This is a genomic window from Streptomyces sp. SID9727, from assembly GCF_010550605.1.
Classification (GTDB): domain Bacteria; phylum Actinomycetota; class Actinomycetes; order Streptomycetales; family Streptomycetaceae; genus Streptomyces.
In genome coordinates this window covers 39,547-58,808 of the sequence record NZ_JAAGNI010000511.1, presented here as the reverse complement: position 1 = coordinate 58,808, position 19,262 = coordinate 39,547, and the positions used below count along the sequence as shown (strand labels likewise).

General features: G+C 72.0%; 18 protein-coding genes and 1 pseudogene. 16 read left to right on the top strand and 3 right to left on the bottom strand.

Features of this window, described 5'->3' with window-relative positions; translation table 11 throughout:
• From G3I41_RS34695 to obgE, 7 genes and pseudogenes are all read left to right on the top strand, one after another.
• Positions 1 to 382 (top strand): annotated as a pseudogene (locus G3I41_RS34695) (hypothetical protein); the annotation flags it as partial.
• Between the two features lie 98 nt (positions 383 to 480).
• Positions 481 to 1,371, top strand: coding sequence for a UTP--glucose-1-phosphate uridylyltransferase GalU (gene galU, locus G3I41_RS34690; protein WP_164404484.1), 891 nt, complete (start codon positions 481 to 483; stop codon positions 1,369 to 1,371).
• 63 nt (positions 1,372 to 1,434) lie between these two features.
• Positions 1,435 to 2,187: a phosphocholine cytidylyltransferase family protein gene (locus G3I41_RS34685; protein ID WP_164404483.1), complete on the top strand. Its 753-nt coding sequence runs from the start codon at positions 1,435 to 1,437 to the stop codon at positions 2,185 to 2,187.
• The gene (locus tag G3I41_RS34680) at positions 2,175 to 3,236 is read left to right on the top strand and encodes an iron-containing alcohol dehydrogenase family protein (RefSeq protein WP_164404482.1); all 1,062 of its coding nucleotides are present in this window, start codon (positions 2,175 to 2,177) and stop codon (positions 3,234 to 3,236) included. Before G3I41_RS34685 ends, G3I41_RS34680 begins: the two co-directional genes overlap by 13 nt.
• A 196-nt stretch (positions 3,237 to 3,432) precedes the next feature.
• Positions 3,433 to 3,753, top strand: a complete 321-nt coding sequence (gene rplU, locus G3I41_RS34675) for a 50S ribosomal protein L21 (protein ID WP_014045903.1) — start codon at positions 3,433 to 3,435, stop codon at positions 3,751 to 3,753.
• A 14-nt stretch (positions 3,754 to 3,767) separates the two neighbouring features.
• On the top strand, positions 3,768 to 4,025 hold the full coding sequence (gene rpmA, locus G3I41_RS34670) for a 50S ribosomal protein L27 (RefSeq protein WP_018103204.1): 258 nt from the start codon (positions 3,768 to 3,770) through the stop codon (positions 4,023 to 4,025).
• Positions 4,026 to 4,163: 138 nt separating this feature from the next.
• Positions 4,164 to 5,603, top strand: coding sequence for a GTPase ObgE (gene obgE, locus G3I41_RS34665; RefSeq protein ID WP_164404481.1), 1,440 nt, complete (start codon positions 4,164 to 4,166; stop codon positions 5,601 to 5,603).
• Positions 5,604 to 5,680: 77 nt separating this feature from the next.
• On the opposite strand, the gene G3I41_RS34660 is transcribed toward obgE, so the two are convergent.
• Positions 5,681 to 7,903, bottom strand: a complete 2,223-nt coding sequence (locus tag G3I41_RS34660) for a bifunctional glycosyltransferase family 2 protein/CDP-glycerol:glycerophosphate glycerophosphotransferase (RefSeq protein ID WP_164404480.1) — start codon at positions 7,901 to 7,903, stop codon at positions 5,681 to 5,683.
• Between the two features lie 189 nt (positions 7,904 to 8,092).
• Between G3I41_RS34660 and galE the strand changes: the two genes are divergently transcribed.
• The 4 genes from galE (at position 8,093) to rfbD (ending at position 12,296) form a co-directional block, all read left to right on the top strand.
• Positions 8,093 to 9,064 (top strand): UDP-glucose 4-epimerase GalE, encoded by a 972-nt coding sequence (gene galE / locus G3I41_RS34655; RefSeq protein WP_164404479.1) that lies wholly within the window; start codon positions 8,093 to 8,095, stop codon positions 9,062 to 9,064.
• Positions 9,065 to 9,277: 213 nt separating this feature from the next.
• Positions 9,278 to 10,348: a glucose-1-phosphate thymidylyltransferase gene (locus G3I41_RS34650; protein ID WP_164404478.1), complete on the top strand. Its 1,071-nt coding sequence runs from the start codon at positions 9,278 to 9,280 to the stop codon at positions 10,346 to 10,348.
• Entirely contained in the window at positions 10,345 to 11,334 is a 990-nt protein-coding gene (gene rfbB / locus G3I41_RS34645) for a dTDP-glucose 4,6-dehydratase (protein ID WP_164404477.1), read from the top strand. Before G3I41_RS34650 ends, rfbB begins: the two co-directional genes overlap by 4 nt.
• Positions 11,331 to 12,296: a dTDP-4-dehydrorhamnose reductase gene (rfbD, locus tag G3I41_RS34640; RefSeq protein WP_164404476.1), complete on the top strand. Its 966-nt coding sequence runs from the start codon at positions 11,331 to 11,333 to the stop codon at positions 12,294 to 12,296. Before rfbB ends, rfbD begins: the two co-directional genes overlap by 4 nt.
• Here rfbD and rfbC read toward each other — a convergent pair.
• Positions 12,215 to 12,868 (bottom strand): dTDP-4-dehydrorhamnose 3,5-epimerase, encoded by a 654-nt coding sequence (gene rfbC / locus G3I41_RS34635; RefSeq protein ID WP_164404475.1) that lies wholly within the window; start codon positions 12,866 to 12,868, stop codon positions 12,215 to 12,217. The genes rfbD and rfbC overlap by 82 nt on opposite strands.
• 214 nt (positions 12,869 to 13,082) lie before the next feature.
• Between rfbC and proB the strand changes: the two genes are divergently transcribed.
• The 5 genes from proB (at position 13,083) to G3I41_RS34610 (ending at position 18,163) form a co-directional block, all read left to right on the top strand.
• A complete protein-coding gene (proB, locus tag G3I41_RS34630) occupies positions 13,083 to 14,189 on the top strand; it encodes a glutamate 5-kinase (RefSeq protein WP_164404474.1) in 1,107 nt (368 codons plus the stop codon).
• Between the two features lie 141 nt (positions 14,190 to 14,330).
• A complete protein-coding gene (locus G3I41_RS34625) occupies positions 14,331 to 14,831 on the top strand; it encodes a hypothetical protein (RefSeq protein WP_164404473.1) in 501 nt (166 codons plus the stop codon).
• 81 nt (positions 14,832 to 14,912) lie between these two features.
• Positions 14,913 to 16,196, top strand: coding sequence for a glutamate-5-semialdehyde dehydrogenase (locus G3I41_RS34620; protein WP_164404472.1), 1,284 nt, complete (start codon positions 14,913 to 14,915; stop codon positions 16,194 to 16,196).
• A gap of 64 nt (positions 16,197 to 16,260) precedes the next feature.
• Positions 16,261 to 16,854, top strand: a complete 594-nt coding sequence (locus tag G3I41_RS34615; RefSeq protein ID WP_164404471.1) for a hypothetical protein — start codon at positions 16,261 to 16,263, stop codon at positions 16,852 to 16,854.
• Positions 16,855 to 17,023: 169 nt separating this feature from the next.
• Positions 17,024 to 18,163, top strand: coding sequence for a hypothetical protein (locus tag G3I41_RS34610; protein WP_164404470.1), 1,140 nt, complete (start codon positions 17,024 to 17,026; stop codon positions 18,161 to 18,163).
• Here the strand turns inward: G3I41_RS34610 and G3I41_RS34605 are convergent.
• Positions 18,078 to 19,211 carry a M48 family metallopeptidase gene (locus tag G3I41_RS34605; RefSeq protein ID WP_164404469.1) on the bottom strand — a complete coding sequence of 378 codons (1,134 nt, stop codon included), beginning with the start codon at positions 19,209 to 19,211 and terminating at the stop codon, positions 18,078 to 18,080. The genes G3I41_RS34610 and G3I41_RS34605 overlap by 86 nt on opposite strands.
• Positions 19,212 to 19,262 lie beyond the last annotated feature (51 nt).

Genomic DNA, 19,262 nt, shown 5'->3' with positions numbered 1-19,262 from the left:
CGAGGCGTCGCACGCCGAGGCCCCGGCCGAGGAGCCGGCCGCGCCGCCGCGTGTCCGGCGCCGCGCCACCCGCAAGGTCAGCGCTCCCGCCGGTTCCCCCGCGGGCGCCGAGGAGGCCGCGGTCGTCGTGGTCGAGACCCCCGAGGCCACTGAGGCCCCGGAGGCCCCCGAGGCGGAGGCGGAGCCCGAAGCGGCTCCGGCCAAGAAGGCGGCCCGCAAGACCGCCAAGAAGGCCACGGCCAAGAAGGCGGCCGTCAAGAAGACCGCGGCCAAGAAGACGGCCGCGAAGAAGACGACGGCCAAGAAGGCGGCGGCGAAGAAGACGGTGGCGGCGGAGCAGCAGACCGCCCCGGCCGTCACGGCCGCGGCCGACGAGGACTGATCCGCCTCGCGTGACACGGTCCGGCCGGTCCCGTCCCAGGGACCGGCCGGACCGCGTCGCGGCGCCGGGCCCTCCCGCCCCCGACACGAAAGCCCCACATGCGCAAGATCCAGAAGGCCGTCATACCGGCCGCCGGGCTCGGTACCCGGTTCCTGCCGGCGACGAAGGCGACTCCCAAGGAGATGCTGCCGGTCGTGGACAAGCCGGCGATCCAGTACGTCGTGGAGGAGGCCGCCGCCGCGGGGCTGAGCGACGTCCTGATGATCACCGGGCGCAACAAGCGCGCGCTGGAGGACCACTTCGACCGGAACTACGAGCTGGAGTCGGCGCTGACCCGCAAGGGCGACGCCGAGCGGCTGGTCCGGGTCCAGGAGTCGAGCGACCTCGCCACCATGCACTACGTGCGCCAGGGCGACCCGCGCGGCCTCGGCCACGCCGTGCTGTGCGCGGAACCCCATGTGGGCGACGAGCCCTTCGCGGTGCTCCTCGGCGACGACCTGATCGACCCGCGCGACCCGCTGCTGACCCGGATGACCGAGATCCGGGAGCGCGAGGGCGGCAGCGTCGTCGCGCTGATGGAGGTGGCGCCCGAACAGAGCCACCTCTACGGGTGCGCGGCGGTGGATCCCACCCCCGAGGACGGCATCGTCCGGGTCACCGGCCTGGTCGAGAAGCCCGAGCCGGGCGACGCCCCCAGCAATCTCGCGGTCATCGGCCGCTACGTCCTGGACCCCGCCGTCTTCGCCGTGCTGCGCGAGACCGAGCCGGGCCGGGGCGGCGAGATCCAGCTGACCGACGCGCTCCAGCAGCTCGCCGCCGACGAGAAGCTCGGCGGCCCGGTGCACGGCGTGGTCTTCCGGGGCCGGCGCTACGACACCGGCGACCGCGGCGACTACCTGCGGGCCATCGTCCGCCTCGCCTGCGAGCGCGAGGACCTGGGCCCCGACTTCCGTACCTGGCTGCGCGCCTACGTGACGTCGGAACTCTGACGCGCCCGCCGCACCCGTGCACCTGATCCCAGACACCCGTAACACCGCACCGAGGAGAACCCCATGATCGGCATGATTCTGGCCGCCGGCGCCGGCCGTCGTCTGCGCCCCTACACCGACACGCTGCCCAAGGCGCTCGTGCCCGTCGGCCCCGAGGGCGACGAGGAGAGCCTGACCGTCGTCGACCTGACGCTCGGCAACTTCGCCGAGGTCGGTCTCACCGAGGTCGCGATCATCGTGGGCTACCGCAAGGAGGCCCTGTACGAGCGCAAGGCCGCGCTGGAGGCCAAGTACGGCGTCAGTATCACGCTGATCGACAACGACAAGGCCGAGGAGTGGAACAACGCCTACTCCCTGTGGTGCGGCCGGGACGCCCTCAAGAACGGCGTCATCCTCGCCAACGGCGACACCGTGCACCCGGTCTCCGTCGAGAAGACGCTGCTGGCCGCCCGCGGCGACGGCAAGAAGATCATCCTCGCCCTCGACACGGTGAAGTCCCTCGCCGACGAGGAGATGAAGGTCGTCGTGGAGGACGGCAAGGGCGTCCGGCGGATCACCAAGCTGATGGACCCGGCCGAGGCCACCGGTGAGTACATCGGCGTCACCCTCATCGAGGGCGAGGCGGCCGAGGAGCTGGCCGACGCGCTGAAGACCACCTTCGAGCGCGACCCGGACCTCTACTACGAGGACGGCTACCAGGAGCTCGTCAACCGCGGCTTCAAGGTCGACGTGGAGCCGATCGGTGACGTGAGCTGGGTCGAGATCGACAACCACGACGACCTCGCCAAGGGCAGGAAGATCGCGTGCCAGTACTGACCCGGCTGATACCCGCGCCGGTCGTCGTCGACATCCGGGCCGGGGCTCTCGCGGATCTGGCGGGCGTCCTCGCCGATCAGCGGATCTCCGGCTCGGGCAAGCTGGCGGTCGCGATCAGCGGGGGTTCCGGCCGGGCGCTGAGGGAACGGCTCACGGCCAGCCTGCCGGGCGCCTCCTGGTTCGAGGTGGGCGGCGGCACGCTGAACGACGCCGTGAAGCTCGCCGAGGCCATGAAGTCCGGGCGGTACGACGCCGTGGTCGGCCTCGGCGGCGGCAAGATCATCGACTGCGCCAAGTTCGCCGCGGCGCGCGTCGGGCTGCCCCTGGTCGCCGTGGCGACGAACCTGTCCCACGACGGGCTGTGCTCCCCGGTCGCCACGCTGGACAACGACGCGGGCCGGGGCTCCTACGGCGTGCCGAACCCGATCGCCGTGGTCATCGACCTCGACGTCATCCGCGAGGCCCCCGTCCGCTTCGTGCGGTCCGGGATCGGGGACGCGCTGTCCAACATCTCGGCCGTGGCCGACTGGGAGCTGGCCCACCGGGTCAACGGCGAGGACATCGACGGCCTGGCCGCCGCGATGGCCCGGCAGGCCGGGGAGGCCGTGCTGCGCCACCCGGGCGGCCTGGGCGACGACGCGTTCCTCCAGGTGCTGGCGGAGGGCCTGGTGCTCACCGGGATCTCGATGTCGGTGGCCGGTGACAGCCGCCCGGCCTCCGGCGCCTGCCACGAGATCAACCACGCCTTCGACCTGCTCTTCCCGCAGCGTGCCGCCAGCCACGGTGAGCAGTGCGGGCTCGGCGCGGCGTTCGCGATGCATCTGCGCGGCGCCGTCCAGGAGTCCGTACGCATGACCCGGGTGCTGCGGCGCCACGGGCTGCCGGTCACCGCCGAGGACATGGGCTTCGAGGTGGACGAGTTCGTCCGGGTGGTGGCGTTCGCGCCGAAGACCCGGCCGGGCCGGTACACGATCCTGGAGCACCTGAACCTGTCGGAGGACGGGATCCGGGACGCGTACGCCGAGTACGTCAGGAGCGCCGCGGCCTGAGGCGCCGGGCCCGGTTTGACCGGCTGTGCGAGGCCCCGTAACCTTGACCGTCGGCGTTTGTTCGCCACACCTCTGAGCACCGACCTCCCGCTCGTACGGGAGAGGCCGCTCGTCCACTCCGGATCGTCACGGGTTCACGGACCCGTGTGAGCGGCTGGCATCAGGGGTTTCCGCTTCGAGTGAGAGTGAGATCCGCGTGTACGCCATCGTGCGCAGCGGTGGTCGCCAGCACAAGGTTGCTGTCGGCGACATCGTTGAGGTTGACAAGATTTCCACTGCCAAGGTTGGCGACACGGTAGAGCTCTCTACCCTGCTCGTTGTCGACGGCGACGCCGTGACCAGCGACCCGTGGGTGCTCGACGGCATCAAGGTCCAGGCCGAGGTCGTGGACCACCACAAGGGCGCGAAGATCGACATCCTTCGCTACAAGAACAAGACCGGCTACCGCCGTCGCCAGGGTCACCGCCAGCAGTACACGGCGATCAAGGTCACCGGTATTCCCGCGGCTGCGAAGTAAGGGACTGAGAACACATGGCACACAAGAAGGGCGCATCGTCCACCCGGAACGGGCGCGATTCCAATGCTCAGCGGCTCGGCGTGAAGCGCTTCGGCGGCCAGGCCGTCAACGCCGGTGAGATCCTGGTCCGCCAGCGCGGCACCCACTTCCACCCGGGCACGGGCGTCGGCCGTGGCGGCGACGACACGCTGTTCGCCCTCGCCGCCGGTGCGGTTGAGTTCGGCACGCACCGTGGCCGCAAGGTCGTGAACATCGTTCCGATCGCCGGCTGAATTCCCGGCGCTCGTAGAGCGGTTTGACGTGGAGGCGGACCTCACTTCCCGAAAGGGGAAGTGGGTCCGCCTTTCGCGTGTTGCCCCTACGGGGGCGAGCGAAGTTTTTCCGCAGGTATGCAACTGGAGGTTCCACCCATGACCACCTTCGTGGACCGCGTCGAACTGCATGTCGCCGCGGGTAACGGAGGCCACGGCTGTGCCTCCGTTCACCGTGAGAAGTTCAAGCCGCTCGGCGGCCCGGACGGCGGCAACGGCGGCCGCGGCGGCGATGTGACCCTGGTCGTCGACCAGTCCGTCACCACGCTCCTCGACTACCACCACCACCCCCACCGCAAGGCCACCAACGGCCAGCCCGGCGGCGGCGACCACCGCACCGGCAAGGAGGGCCAGGACCTGGTCCTGCCCGTTCCGGATGGCACCGTCGTCCTCGACCGCCAGGGCAACGTGCTCGCCGACCTCGTCGGCCAGGGCACCGCCTTCGTCGCGGGCCAGGGCGGCCGCGGCGGCCTCGGCAACGCCGCGCTGGCCTCCGCCCGGCGCAAGGCCCCCGGCTTCGCGCTGCTCGGGGAGCCCGGCGAGGCCCGGGACATCGTCCTGGAGCTCAAGACCGTCGCCGACGTGGCCCTCGTGGGCTACCCGAGCGCCGGCAAGTCCTCGCTGATCTCGGTCCTCTCGGCCGCGAAGCCGAAGATCGCGGACTACCCCTTCACCACCCTCGTCCCGAACCTGGGCGTGGTCACCGCCGGCGAGACCGTCTACACCATCGCGGACGTCCCCGGCCTGATCCCGGGCGCCAGCCAGGGCAAGGGCCTCGGCCTGGAGTTCCTGCGCCACGTCGAGCGCTGCTCGGTGCTCGTCCACGTACTGGACACGGCGACGCTGGAGTCCGACCGCGACCCGGTCTCCGACCTCGACGTGATCGAGGAGGAACTGAAGCTGTACGGGGGTCTGGAGGACCGGCCCCGCATCGTCGTCCTCAACAAGATCGACATCCCGGACGGCCAGGACCTCGCGGACATGATCCGTCCCGACCTGGAGGCGCGCGGCTACCGCGTCTTCGAGGCGTCGGCCGTCGCCAGGACCGGGCTCAAGGAGCTGTCGTTCGCCCTCGCCGGCATCATCGCCGAGGCGCGCGCCGCCAAGCCGGTCGAGGAGGCCACCCGCATCGTCATCCGGCCCAAGGCCGTGGACGACGCCGGGTTCACCGTCACGCTGGAGGAGGACGGCATCTACCGGGTGCGCGGCGAGAAGCCGGAGCGCTGGGTGCGCCAGACCGACTTCAACAACGACGAGGCCGTCGGCTACCTCGCGGACCGGCTCGCCCGGCTCGGTGTCGAGGACCAGCTGCGCAAGGCCGGGGCCCGGGCGGGCGACGGCGTGGCGATCGGCGCCGAGGACAACGCGGTCGTCTTCGACTGGGAGCCGACGGTGACCGCCGGTGCCGAGATGCTGGGCCGCCGTGGCGAGGACCACCGCCTGGAGGAGCCGCGTCCGGCCGCTCAGCGACGCCGCGACCGCGAGGCGGAGCGCGACGAGGTCGCCGAGGAGTACCGGGACTTCGACCCGTTCTCGTAGAACACGAAGAACGACCGCGGGCCGGGCCCCTTCCGAACGGCGGAAGGGACCCGGCCCGCGGTCGTCTCTGCGCGGCCTCAGACCCGGGCCGGTGCCTCGGCGGGGGAGGGGGCCGGAGTGCGCTCGCTGAGCGGGACCACCGGCAGCAGGGTCTCCTCGCCCAGGAACACCCTGCGCACCACGCGCTCGGCTGCCCGCCCGTCGTCGTAGTCGCAGTACCGCTCCCGGAACACCGCGCGCAGCGCGGCCGCCTTCTCGTCGCACCACTCCTTCGAGCCCAGGATCTCGGTCAGCCGCTCCTGGGTCGTCGCGACGGCGCCCGGGGGCTCGGCCATCAGGTCGAAGTAGGTGCCGCGCACCACCCGGTAGGTCTCCCAGTCGTCCGCGTGGATGACGATGGGCCGGTCCAGGTTCGCGTAGTCGAACATCGCCGAGGAGTAGTCGGTGATCAGGGCGTCGGCGGCGAGGTAGAGCTGCTCGACGTCGCCGTGCGCGGAGACGTCGATGATCCGGCCGCCGGCCTGAAGCTCGGCCAGCCGGCCGGTGGGCTTGTAGAAGTAGTGCCCGCGCACCAGCAGGGTGACGTCCGGGCCCAGGTCCTCGGCCAGCTTCGACAGGTCGAGCCGGGGCGCGAACGACTTCTCGTACTCGCGGTGGGTCGGCATGTACAGGAAGGCGGTCGTGCCGTCCGCGAGGCCCAGCTCCCGCCGGGCCGCCACGACGTCCGCCGCGGTGGCGTTGACCAGCACGTCGTTGCGCGGGTAGCCGGTCTCCAGCGTCTTGTACCGGCAGGGGTAGACCCGCTCCCAGACGGTGGTCGAGAACCGGTTGGACGACAGGCTGAAGTCCCAGCGGTCGCACCGGCGGAGCAGTTTCTCCATGTCCATGTTGGTGGACGCCGGATACTGCGCCTGGTCCAGGCCCATCGTCTTCAGCGGGGTGCCGTGGTGGGTCTGGAGGTGGATCTGCCCGTCGCGCTTGACGATGGTGTCGCCGAAGTTGACGTTGTTCGTCAGGTACTTGGCGCGGGCCATGACCGCCCAGTACTCGCGTGAGCCGACGATCACCTTCTCGACGCCCTCGGGCACCCGGTCGCGGTGCTCGGCGCGCACCGCCCAGACCCGGCGCATCTGCGGCGCGAGCCGGCCCAGCTCGGCCTCGATGGCCGCCGGGTTGCAGGAGTAGCCGCGGCCCCAGTACGCGGAGAACACGGCCAGGTTCTCGTCGACGGGCAGCCGCAGCTGGGACCGGTAGAACATGCCGAGGGCGGCGCGCTTGGCCCGGCCGATACGGGCCTGCCCGCCCAGCCGCGCGCGGTGGCGGACGTTGTTGGCGCGGGTCAGGCCGAAGAACGCGGAGTACGAGTCGACGCCGAGCAGCGCGTACTTGTAACCGCGCCCGCCCGGCGGTCGCTCGAAGCCCTCCGGAAGCCGGGCGCGGTAGTCCTTCGCGGCCCGGTGGAAGAACTCGGCGCGCGCGTTGCGCGGCAGCCGGCCCGGCTTCTCCAGCACGGTCAGGAAGTGGTCGGCCATCTTCCGGAACAGCGCCGGGCGCCAGGAGCCGAGATCCGGCCGCTCGTCCAGGAACGCGAACACCCGGTCGTACTGGTCGAAGACGTCGAAGTGCTTCCGGCTGACCGTGCGCAGGATGTTGCCGCCCTCACGCCGCTGCCGGTACATCACGCAGGAGCGGTCGAGCACCGCGATGGTGTCCGCCGCGATGAGCGAGCTGTACGTCCACGGGGCGTCCTCGTAGTAACCGGGCGGGAACTGGAACCCGTTCCGGGTGACGAAATCGCGGCGGTACGCCTTGTTCCACACGATCTGGAGCAGGTCCAGGAGCTGCGGGCGCTCGGCGAGCGAGAAGACGGCCGGACCGTCCTCGGTCATCAGGTCGGTGCGCTTGTTGCGCAGCAGCCGCCCGTCCCAGTAGGTCCGGGTGTAGTCGTAGATCAGGATGTCCGGGTCGCCGGTCGCGTCGAGCCGGGCCGCGATGGCCGACAGCGAGCCGGGTGCCAGCGTGTCGTCGCTGTCCAGGAAGAGGACGTAGTCACCGGTCGCCTGTTCGAGGCCCGCGTTGCGCGCACGGCCCAGGCCGACGTTCTCCGTGAGGTGCAGCACACGCAGGCGGTCGTCGCGGGCCGCGTAGGTGTCGAGGATCGCGCCGGAGCCGTCCGGGGAGCAGTCGTCGACGCCGATGACCTCGAAGTCGGCGAAGTCCTGCCCGAGCACGGAGTCCAGACACTCCCCGATGTACCCCTGCACGTTGTACGCAGGCACGATGAGTGTCAGTCGAGGCATCGTCCACCAGTTCCAGAGGGCTTTCCGCAAGGGCTTTACGAGGGGCGCGGTCGGACCGTGCGACAGTGGTCGGCGTCCGGCACCCGGACAGCGTAATTGATCGCCCCGGCGCATCCCGGGGGCGCCGGGGACCTCTCGCGTAGGGTGGAGCGCCGACGGGGCACAGCAGCTGACAGGAGACGCACGAACATGACCTGGATGGTTACGGGTGGGGCGGGGTTCATCGGCGCGCACGTGGTGCGCGCGATGGTCGCCGGTGGTCAGCGGGTGGTCGTGTTCGACGACCTGTCGACCGGCAGCGCCGACAAGGTGCCCGAGGGCGTTCCCCTGGTGACCGGCACGGTCCTCGACCGCGAGGCCCTGGACGCGGCGATCCGCGAGCACGGGGTGACCGGTGTGGTGCACGTCGCCGGCAAGAAGCAGGTCGGCGAGTCCGTCGAGCGGCCCCTGTACTACTACAAGGAGAACGTCACCGGCCTGGAGGTCCTGCTGGAGAGCATGGTCGCCGCGGGCGTCGACCGGCTGGTGTTCTCCTCGTCGGCCGCCGTCTACGGCATGCCCGACGTCGACCTCGTCACCGAGACGACTCCCTGCGCGCCGATGAGCCCGTACGGCGAGACCAAGCTGGTCGGCGAGTGGCTGATCCACGCCGCCGCCAGGGCACACGGGCTGCGCGCCGCCTCGATGCGCTACTTCAACGTGGCGGGCGCCGCCTCGCCGGAGCTGGCCGACGAGGGCGTCTTCAACCTCGTCCCGATGGTCTTCGAGCGCCTGGAGGCCGGCGAGGCCCCGCGCATCTTCGGTGACGACTACGACACCCCCGACGGCACCTGCATCCGCGACTACATCCACGTCGAGGACATCGCCTCCGCCCACCTCGCCGCCGCCCGCCGGCTGGAGGACGCCGAACCCGGCACGGACCTCACGCTGAACATCGGCCGCGGCGAGGGCAGCTCGGTGCGCGAGATGGTCGACCGCATCCTCAAGGTCACGGGCAACGGCGGCGCCGCCGCCGAGGTCTCGGCCCGCCGCCCCGGCGACCCGGCCCGGGTGGTCGCCTCCGCCGAGCGGATCCGCGAGGAACTGGGCTGGTCGGCGCGGTACGGCGTGGACGAGATGATCGAGTCCGCCTGGCAGGGCTGGCGCCTGCGCCACCCGTAAGCACGCCCGTACGAGGGGCCCGGCACCGCTCCACGAGGGCGGGCCGGGCCCTTCGCGTACCGCCGGGCGGTCCGGATGACGGGTGGCGTCACTTTTCCTCCTGATATAGCGTTAATGGCCGTTTTGCCGCGGAAGATGCGCGGAAAGCTCAGTAAGGTCCCCTACGTAGCGGCCCTGCGGCCGCCGTCACATCTCATCGTGGGGGCAGGAACTGTGAAGGCTCTCGTACTCTCCGGTGGGGCCGGCACCCGGCTGCGTCCCATCACCCATACCTCGGCGAAACAGCTGGTGCCGGTGGCGAACAAACCGGTGCTGTTCTACGGCCTGGAGGCCATCGCGGAGGCCGGCATCACCGAGGTCGGCATCATCGTGGGCGACACCGAGGAGGAGATCCGCGCGGCGGTCGGCGACGGTTCGCGCTTCGGGATCGACGTCACCTACATCCGGCAGGCCGAACCCCTGGGCCTGGCCCACGCGGTCCTGGTCGCCCAGCGCTTCCTGGGGAACGACGACTTCGTGATGTACCTGGGCGACAACTTCATCGTCGGGGGCATCGCGGACCTGGTCGAGGAGTTCCGCGCGGACCGGCCCGACGCGCAGATCCTGCTGACCCGGGTGCCCGACCCGGCCTCGTTCGGCGTCGCGGAACTGGACGGGGACGGCAGGGTGGTGGCCCTGGAGGAGAAGCCGGAGCACCCCAAGAGCGACCTCGCGCTCGTCGGCGTCTACCTCCTCACCCCGGCCGTCCACGAGGCCGTCCGCTCGATCCGCCCCTCCTGGCGCGGCGAGCTGGAGATCACCCACGCCCTCCAGTGGCTCATCGACCGGGAACGCGACGTGCGCTCCACCATCATCCGCGGCTACTGGAAGGACACCGGCAACGTCACGGACATGCTGGAGGTCAACCGGACCGTGCTGGAGGGCGTCGAGCCGTGCACGGACGGCGCGTACGTCGACGGCGAGAGCGAAATCATCGGCCGCGTGCTGATCGAACCGGGTGCCCGGGTCACCCGCAGCCGGATCGTCGGGCCCGCCGTCATCGGGACCGGATCGGTGATCAGCGACGCCTATGTCGGCCCGTTCACCTCGATCGCCCAGAACTGCCGCATCGAGGACAGCGAGATCGAGTACTCCATCGTGCTCGGGGGTGCCTCCATCGACGGGGTGAGGCGCGTGGAGGCGTCGCTGATCGGCCACGACGTCGAGGTGACGCCCGCGCCCCGCAGCCCCTCCGCCCACCGACTCGTCCTCGGCGACCACAGCAAGGTGCAGATCTCCTCATGACCGGTACGCGCATCCTCGTCACCGGTGGCGCCGGCTTCATCGGCTCCCACTACGTCCGTACGCTGCTCGGCCCGGACGGCCCCGGCGACGTCTCCGTCACCGTGCTCGACGCCCTCACCTACGCGGGCAACCCGGCCAACCTGGACGAGGTCCGGGGCCGTGGGGGCTTCGCCTTCGTGCACGGCGACATCTGCGACACGGAGCTGGTGGGGCGGCTCATGGCCGGGCACGACCAGGTGGTCCACTTCGCCGCCGAGTCCCATGTGGACCGCTCCATCGACGGCGGCGCCGCCTTCGTGCGCACCAACGTCGTGGGCACCCACACGCTGGTCGCCGCCGCCCACCGGGCGGGCGTCCGCACCTTCGTCCACGTCTCCACCGACGAGGTCTACGGCTCGGTCGAGGAGGGCTCCTGGACCGAGGAGGCACCCCTCGCGCCCAACTCCCCGTACTCCGCCTCCAAGGCGTCGAGCGACCTCATCGCCCTGGCGTACCACCGCACCCACGGCCTCGACGTCCGCGTCACCCGCTGCTCCAACAACTACGGGCACCACCACTTCCCCGAGAAGGTCATCCCGCTCTTCGTCACCAACCTCCTGGAGGGCCGGCCCGTCCCGCTGTACGGCGACGGCGCCCATGTCCGCGACTGGCTGCACATCGACGACCACGTCCAGGGCATCGAACTCGTCCGCACGAAGGGCCGTCCCGGCGAGGTCTACAACATCGGCGGCGGCACCGAACTCTCCAACAAGGAGCTCACCCGGCTGCTCCTGGCCGCGTGCGACGCCGACTGGGACACCGACGTGATCCACGTCGAGGACCGCAAGGGCCACGACCGGCGGTACTCCGTCGACTGCAGCAAGATCCGCGAGGAGCTGGGTTACGCGCCCCGCAAGGACTTCGCGGAGGGCCTCGCCGAGACCGTCCGCTGGTACCGCGAGAACCGCTCCTGGTGGGAACCGCTCAAGGAGAGGGCCGCCCTGTGAGGCCCCGCTGGCTGGTCACCGGGGCCGGCGGCATGCTCGGCCGGGACCTGACGGCCGCTCTGACCCGCGAGGGCGCCACCGTCGTCGCGGCGGACCGCGCGGCCCTGGACATCGCCGACCCGGCGCGGGTCCGCGCCGTGTTCGACGCCCACCGGCCCGCCGTCGTCGTGAACTGCGCCGCCTGGACCGCCGTGGACGACGCGGAGAGCCGGGAGGCGGAGGCGCTGCGCGTCAACGGCACCGGCCCCGCCGTGCTCGCCGACGCCTGCCGCGCCCACGGCAGTCTCCTGCTGCACGTCTCCACCGACTACGTGTTCGCGGGTGACGCGGACCGGCCGTACCCGGAGGACGCCCCGACCGCCCCCCGCGGCGCGTACGGCCGCACCAAACTGGCCGGGGAGCGCGCGGTCCTGGAGACCCTCCCGGACACGGGCCACGTCGTGCGGACGGCCTGGCTCTACGGCGAGGGCGGGGCCAACTTCGTCCGTACGATGATCAGGCTGGAGGCTGTCAAGGACACCCTCGACGTGGTGGACGACCAGTGCGGACAGCCCACGTGGACCGTCGATCTCGCCTCCCTGCTGGTCCTGCTGGGCCGCGCCGCGCTCGACGGCACCGCCCCGGCGGGCGTCTACCACGGCACCAGCGGCTCCGCGACGACCTGGTACGGCCTGGCCCGCGAGGTCTTCCGACTGCTGGGCGCCGACCCGGACCGCGTCCGGCCGGTCGGCAGCGCCGCCTTCCCCCGGCCCGCGCCCCGGCCCGCGTACAGCGTCCTCGCGCACGACCGCTTCCGGGCCGCCGGGATCGACCCGGTCCGCGACTGGCGCGAGGCGCTGCACGCCGCCTTCCCCGCGCTCCTGGCCGCCGAACGCCCCGGTCAGCGCCCGGCCGGGCTGAACGACGGCTCGCCGGCCCGCACCCCCGGAACCGCCGGACCGTCCGCGCGCAGCCGCGCGTAGTACGCCTCGCACGCCGCGTACGAGGGCAGCAGTCCGTGCTCCTCGGCCTCGGCGAGCTTCGGGGCCGAGGCGTCCTTCGGCGAGAGCAGCGGCGCGATGTCCGCGGGCCACTCGATGCCCAGGGCCGGGTCGAGCGGGTCGACGCCGTGCTCCCGCTCCGGCGCGTACCCCTCGGAGCAGAGGTACAGCACGCACGCGTCGTCGGTCAGCGCCATGAACCCGTGCCCGAGCCCCTCCGCGAGGTAGACCGCCCGGTGGTCGGTGTCGTCCAGCCGGACCGCCTCCCACCGGCGGTAGGCGGGCGAGCCGGTGCGTACGTCCACGATCACGTCCAGCACCGCGCCCCGCACGCACTTCACGTACTTCGCCTGGCCCGGCGGCACGTCCGCGAAGTGGATCCCGCGCAGCGTGCCCCGCCGCGAGCTGGAGAAGTTGGCCTGCGCCAGCCCCAGCGTGTGGCCGGCCGCCGCCCCCAGGTCCGCGGCCCTGAACCACTCGTGGAAGCTGCCGCGGCCGTCCGGGAAGACCGTGGGCTCGTGCACCCAGGCCCCGGGAACGGAGAGCCGTCGCATGCGATCACATCCTGTTCGCAGTCCGCGGGGCCTCCTGCCGGCCCCGGTGTCTCTGCCCAACGAGTCCGAGGACCGAACAGACACGGAACGGGACATAAGGCGACGAAAAGGTTTCCACGGTGCGGAACGCGAAGGCGCCGGATTCCGCTCTCGCGTAGATTGCGGGGTCCAGCGAGCGAATGCGGGGGACCGGGTGTCAGGGGCAAGGCAGGGCGTGACGGAAGCCCGCAGGATCGTGGTCAAGGTCGGTTCCTCCTCCCTCACCACCGCCGCCGGCGGCCTCGACGCCGACCGCGTCGACGCCCTGGTCGATGTACTGGCCAAGGTCCGCGACGGCGGCGAACGGGAGGTCGTCCTCGTCTCCTCCGGCGCCATCGCGGCCGGGCTCGCCCCGCTCGGACTGCACCGCAGGCCCAAGGACCTGGCCCGCCAGCAGGCCGCCGCCAGCGTCGGCCAGGGGCTGCTCGTCGCCCGCTACACCGCCTCCTTCGCCCGCTACGGCATCCGTGTCGGCCAGGTCCTGCTCACCAGCAACGACACCAGCCGCCGCGCCCACTACCGCAACGCCTACCGCACCCTGGACCAGCTCCTGGACATGGGCGCGCTGCCCGTCGTCAACGAGAACGACACCGTCGCCACGGACGAGATCAGGTTCGGCGACAACGACCGGCTCGCCGCCCTCGTCGCCCACCTGGTCCGCGCCGACCTGCTGGTCCTCCTCTCCGACGTGGACGGCCTCTACGACGGCGACCCGAGCATCCCCGGCACCACCCGCATCGCCCGGGTCACCGGCCCCGCGGACCTGGCCGGGGTCAGCATCGGCAGCGCGGGCAAGGCGGGCGTCGGCACCGGCGGCATGGTCACCAAGGTGGAGGCCGCCCGGATCGCCACCGCCGCCGGCATCCCGGTCGTCCTCACCTCCGCGAGCCACGCCGCCGACGCGCTGGCCGGCCGCGACACCGGCACCTACTTCCACCGCACCGGCCGCCGCTCCGCCGACCGGCTCCTCTGGCTCGCCCACGCCTCGACCCCGCGCGGCTCGCTGACCCTGGACGACGGGGCGGTGCGGGCGGTCGTGGAGCGCCACAGCTCACTGCTGCCGGCCGGGATCGCGTCGGTCGAGGGCGAGTTCACCGCGGGCGACCCGGTGGAGCTGCGCGACCTGCGGGGGCGGCCCGTGGCGCGCGGGCTCGTCAACTTCGACGCCAAGGAGATGCCGCGACTCCTCGGCCGCTCCACCCGGGACCTCGCCCGGGACCTCGGACCCGCCTACGAACGCGAGGTCGTACACCGGGACGATCTCGTCCTCCTGCACGGCTGACGCCCCCCGAAACGGCTGAAAGTCCGGCCTTCGGACCGGGACCTTCACGAAAACCGCCCCAGACCGGGCCGCGGGCTGGTCCACTTTGTAGCAGGGAAACTGCGGGGTACAGCAAAAGCAACACATCACAGGAGGCCGCCGGTGAGACGAGCGCGCCCGGGGGCGCCGCCCCGAGGAACGGGTGGCCGCACCCTGACCAGTGTGGGAGCGGGGGCCGGCTTCGACGGGAGCGGACCCGCGGACCGGAGGGACGAGCGCCCCGCCCGGCCGGAGCCGAGACCGGCCGGCCGGGAGCACACCCCGTCGAAGCTGTGGCACGTCACCCTCTGCGTCTCCGGGACCGAGTTCCCGCTGAAGGAGGTCAGACGCGGACTCGAACAGCTCGCGCACGACCACCCCTTCCTGCTGACCAGCCGTTACGCCAACGACCACGCGGAGATCCGCTACTGGGAGGAGGCCCGCGACCTGCACGACGCGGCGGCGGTGGCCCTGCGGCTGTGGGGCGAGCACCGCTCCACCGCCGGCCTGCCGCCCTGGGCGATCGTCGGTCTCGAAGTCATCGACCGCGAGACCTACCACCAGCGCGTCGCCGAGGGATACGGGCCGCCTCCGGCCGCTCCGGTCGGCGTCCACCCGTACTGACCCGGCCCCGCCGGTGGAACGGCCGTCTCGCATCACGGGATGCGTGCGGAATGCCCGCAGGGTGCGCATTACTCTGCGGGCATGACCACGCTCTCGCCGTACGACAACATGTCTCCCGTGGCCCAGGCCGCCTACCGGGCCCGCTCCGCCGCCGCCGACATCGCGCCACTTCCGCGCGCGGCGAAGGACGACGCCCTCCTGGCGATCGCCGACGCGCTGGAAGTACGGACGAGCGACATCCTCGCGGCCAACGCCGAGGACGTGGCGCGCGCCCGGGAGGCGGGCACCAGCGAATCCGTCGTGGACCGGCTGACCCTCACCCCGGAGCGCATCCGCGCCATCGCCGCCGACGTACGGCACGTCGCCGCCCTGCCCGACCCGGTCGGCGAGGTGGTGCGCGGCTCGACCCTGCCCAACGGCATCGACCTGCGCCAGGTCCGGGTGCCGCTCGGCGTCGTCGGGATCATCTACGAGGCCCGGCCCAACGTGACCGTGGACGCCGCGGCGCTCTGCCTGAAGTCGGGCAACGCCGTCCTGCTGCGCGGCTCGTCCTCCGCCTTCGCGTCGAACACCGCCCTGGTGCGGGTGCTGCGCGACGCCGTCGGCGGCTCCGGACTGCCGGCCGACGCGGTGCAGCTGGTCCCGGGCGAGAGCCGGGACTCGGTGCGCGAGCTGATGCGCGCCCGGGGCCTCGTGGACGTGCTCATCCCGCGCGGCGGCGCCTCGCTGATCCGCACGGTGGTCGAGGAGTCCACCGTCCCCGTCATCGAGACCGGCACCGGCAACTGCCACGTGTACGTCGACGCGCAGACCGACCTGGACATGGCCGTGGAGATCCTGGTCAACTCCAAGGCCCAGCGCCCCAGCGTCTGCAACGCCGCGGAGACCCTGCTCGTCCACAAGGACGTCGCCGACGCCTTCCTGCCGCGCGCCCTGGACGCCCTGGCCGAGGCCGGAGTGACCGTACACGGCGACGAACGGGTGCTGGAGTACGCCGAGGGCTCCAAGGCCACGGTGGTGGCGGCGACCCCGGAGGACTGGGAGACCGAGTACCTCTCGTACGACATCGCGGCGGCCGTCGTGGAGTCGCTGGACGCGGCCGTGGCGCACATCCGGCTCTGGTCCTCCGGCCACACCGAGGCCATCGTGACCACCTCGCAGGCCGCCGCCCGCCGCTTCACCCAGCTGGTGGACTCCACCACGGTGGCCGTCAACGCCTCGACCCGGTTCACCGACGGAGGCCAGTTCGGTTTCGGCGCCGAGATCGGCATCTCCACGCAGAAGCTGCACGCCAGGGGGCCCATGGGTCTGCCCGAGCTGACGTCGACCAAGTACATCGTCACCGGCGACGGCCACGTGAGGTGACCCGTTGACGGGAGAATGCGCCGTCTCCCTGCCCAAAGCGGTCCGCCGGGGCTAGTCTGAAACCGTGGCGGACGACGCGGGGGGCAGGCCGTACCCGAACGGCTGGGAGCCCGACGACGACCGCGGGGGCGCGGACGAGGACTTCGCCTCCGTGGTGTTCGACGAGGACTTCGTACGGGCCGCCGAGTTCCACGAACCGACCGCCGTCGAGCGGCTGCTGGCGGCGGCCGAGGCGCGCGCGGAGGCCGACACCCGGCACGCCGGTGCCCGCGGCGGCCCCTTCGACGACGAGCTGTACGACGAGGGCCACGGCCCGGGCGGCTACGGCGGCCCGGGCGGCTACGACCCGCTCGACGGCGACGACTTCCACGAGCACGGCCCCTACGGACGCCACGGCGGCGCGCTGCGCCCGTACCGGGGGGCCGCCCGCTGGCACCGGCCGGTCGCCTGGCTGCTGGCCGTCCTGATGGGCGTCGGCATGGTCGCCCTGGCCTTCAGCGCCGTCTACCGCAACAGCTCGGGGGACCGGCAGGGCCAGGTCCCGCCACCGGCCTCCACCGGCGTGGACAGCGCGCCGGGCCCCGGGCCCGGGTCCGCCCCCTCGGACGCGGACGACCACTCCCGCCCGATGGTCTCCGCCGTCCCGCGCACCCCCTGACCCCCACGCGCCTCGCCCGGACGGCCCCGTCCTCCGTCCGGCGGTCCATGGGAACTCCCCGGTGGTTGCCGGGCGTCACCGCGTTTACCGTCGTCGTGTTCGACCCACCCTGAAGGTATGACCCCTCCTCCGCCCGAAGAGGGGACTTCTCACGGAGTCGGGAGAAGTCATGGCACACCGCGGAGATCCACCCGACGGCCCGGCGGAGAACGGCGCGCACGGCCCGGACGACGAGTACGGCTCACTCGTCTTCGACGAGTCCTTCGTGCGGGCGGCCCGGCTGCAGGAATTCTCCGCCCAGGAACGCATGGGCCGGCACGCCCGCGCCGTCCGCAGTCTGCCCGGGCGGGCCTACCGCAGCGGCTCCCGGATCGCCCTCGCCCTGATGATCCTCATCGCCCTGGCCTTCGGCACGGCCGTCTTCATGGGCCTGAGCCACCCCTACGAGACTCCGGCCGCCGCCCGGAAGCCCGAATCGCTGCGGATGACCCTCGTCCCGCTCGCCCCGCGCGGCGCCGTCCCAGCGGGCACCCCCGCCGCTCTCTTCGCCGGCAGCCCCGCCGCCCACTACGCGAAGGGCGGGGACGGCATCAACCCGCCGCCCGCCCGGCACACCGCCGACTTCTCGGAGAGCGAGGTGAGCGCCGCCCTGGCCACCGTCAAGGACTACCTGGTCGCCTCCTCGCTCGACCCCGACGTACTCAGCGGGAACGCCGTGCGCCCCGTGGAAGCGCTGCTCGACCCGGACCAGATGGAGCAGTTCGACCGCAGTGTCGACGAGCCCTACGACGACGGGCAGCACGCCGCGACCGGCTGGCTCGTCCGCTTCGACCCGGCCGAGGCGACCCCGGACCCCGAGGTCCGGGTCCGCGGCACCCTGCGCTACACCCAGACGGGCTCCGACGCCCTGGAGGTGGTCTCGGACCACACCTTCACGTACGCCCTGCGGCCCGCCGTGTCGGGTCCTCAGCCGAAGGGCGGAGCCTCCCTCTTCACCGTGCGGCGGGAGATGCGCTTCCGGTTCGACCGGGAGGACCTGAGGCTGCACCGGCTGGAGGTGCAGACCAGCTACCTCCAAGCGGGCCCGCAGTCCTGCCCGGCCGACGCCTCGGGAGCCCTGCGGCCGCTGCTCGCCGGCCAGCGGGCGGTCTCGCGCGGGCCGGCGGGCACCGACCCGTACGCCACGGGCCGGCCCGTCGCCGCGCTCTGCGGGACGCTGGAGGTCAGCTCCCTTCCGCCGAAGGCCCCTGCGAGCCCTCAGGGCCCTCCGTCCGCTCCGTCCCCGACGGCCGCGCGGAGCCGCCCGTAGCACCGTCCTTGGCGCCGCCCCCGCCGGTGAACTTGTCGCGGAGCTTGCCGCCCAGGTCCCCGGCGCCGCCCGCTATGTCGCCGACGAGCTTCATCAGCGGATCCTTGCTGTTGCGCACCGATTCGGCGTAATGCGAGGCGGACTCCTTGAACGAGTCCGTCACCGACGTGTCCTTGTCCTCGTCCCGGCGCGGGTAGTGGCCGTCCATGATCCGCTGGTAGTCGCGGGTCTCCGACCACTTCTTCAGCTCGGCGGCGCGGACCGTGGTGAACGGGTGTGAGCGGGGCAGCACGTTGAGGATCTTGAGCACCGAGTCGCGCAGGTCCCCGGACTTCTCGTACTCGTCGGCCTGGGCCAGGAACGCGTCCACGTTCATCTCGTGCAGGTGGTTGCCGCCGGCGATCTTCATCAGGCCGCGCATCGACGCCTGTATGTCCTGGCCGACCAGCAGCCCGGCGCGGTCCGCCGACAGCTCCGACTTGCGGAACCACTCGCGCAGCGCCGTCACGATCGCCATGATCGCGACGTTGCCCAGCGGGATCCAGGCGACCTTGAGCGCCAGGCTGGTGAGGAAGAGGAGGATCGTGCGGTACACCGCGTGACCCGACAGGGCGTGCCCGACCTCGTGGCCGATGACCGCCCGCATCTCCTCCTCGTCCAGCAGTTCGACCAGGCCCGTGGTCACCACGATGATCGGCTCGTCCAGCCCGATGCACATGGCGTTGGGCTTGGGGTCCTGGTTGACGTACATCGGCGGGACCTTCTCCAGGTCCAGGATGTAACAGGCGTCGCGGAGCATGTCGTTGAGGTGCGCGAACTGGGCGTCGCTCACCCGGACGGAGTCCGACAGGAAGAGGAGGCGCAGGCTGCGCTCGGGCAGCAGTCCGCTCAGCGCCTTGAAGACGGTGTCGAAGCCGCTGAGCTTGCGCAGCGCGACCAGCGCGGAGCGGTCCGCGGGGTGCTCGTAGGCCCGGGAGGAGATCCCCGGGAAACGCTTGCGCTGCCTGCTCGGTACGCGGTCCTGGCTCTCGTGGCTGCTGCTGGTCATGACCTGGGCCCCCTGTGTTCGTACGAGACGTCGCTCGCCCCCCTGACGCCG

Bases quoted from the DNA above. Each gene is read 5' to 3' on its own strand.
- G3I41_RS34620 (WP_164404472.1), top strand. From the start codon at position 14,913: ATGACCACGCTCTCGCCGTACGACAACATGTCTCCCGTGGCCCAGGCC.
- rfbC (WP_164404475.1), bottom strand. From the start codon at position 12,868: ATGCGACGGCTCTCCGTTCCCGGGGCCTGGGTGCACGAGCCCACGGTC.
- obgE (WP_164404481.1), top strand. From the start codon at position 4,164: ATGACCACCTTCGTGGACCGCGTCGAACTGCATGTCGCCGCGGGTAAC.
- G3I41_RS34685 (WP_164404483.1), top strand. From the start codon at position 1,435: ATGATCGGCATGATTCTGGCCGCCGGCGCCGGCCGTCGTCTGCGCCCC.
- galU (WP_164404484.1), top strand. From the start codon at position 481: ATGCGCAAGATCCAGAAGGCCGTCATACCGGCCGCCGGGCTCGGTACC.
- G3I41_RS34660 (WP_164404480.1), bottom strand. From the start codon at position 7,903: ATGCCTCGACTGACACTCATCGTGCCTGCGTACAACGTGCAGGGGTAC.
- galE (WP_164404479.1), top strand. From the start codon at position 8,093: ATGACCTGGATGGTTACGGGTGGGGCGGGGTTCATCGGCGCGCACGTG.
- G3I41_RS34605 (WP_164404469.1), bottom strand. From the start codon at position 19,211: ATGACCAGCAGCAGCCACGAGAGCCAGGACCGCGTACCGAGCAGGCAG.
- rpmA (WP_018103204.1), top strand. From the start codon at position 3,768: ATGGCACACAAGAAGGGCGCATCGTCCACCCGGAACGGGCGCGATTCC.
- G3I41_RS34610 (WP_164404470.1), top strand. From the start codon at position 17,024: ATGGCACACCGCGGAGATCCACCCGACGGCCCGGCGGAGAACGGCGCG.
- rfbB (WP_164404477.1), top strand. From the start codon at position 10,345: ATGACCGGTACGCGCATCCTCGTCACCGGTGGCGCCGGCTTCATCGGC.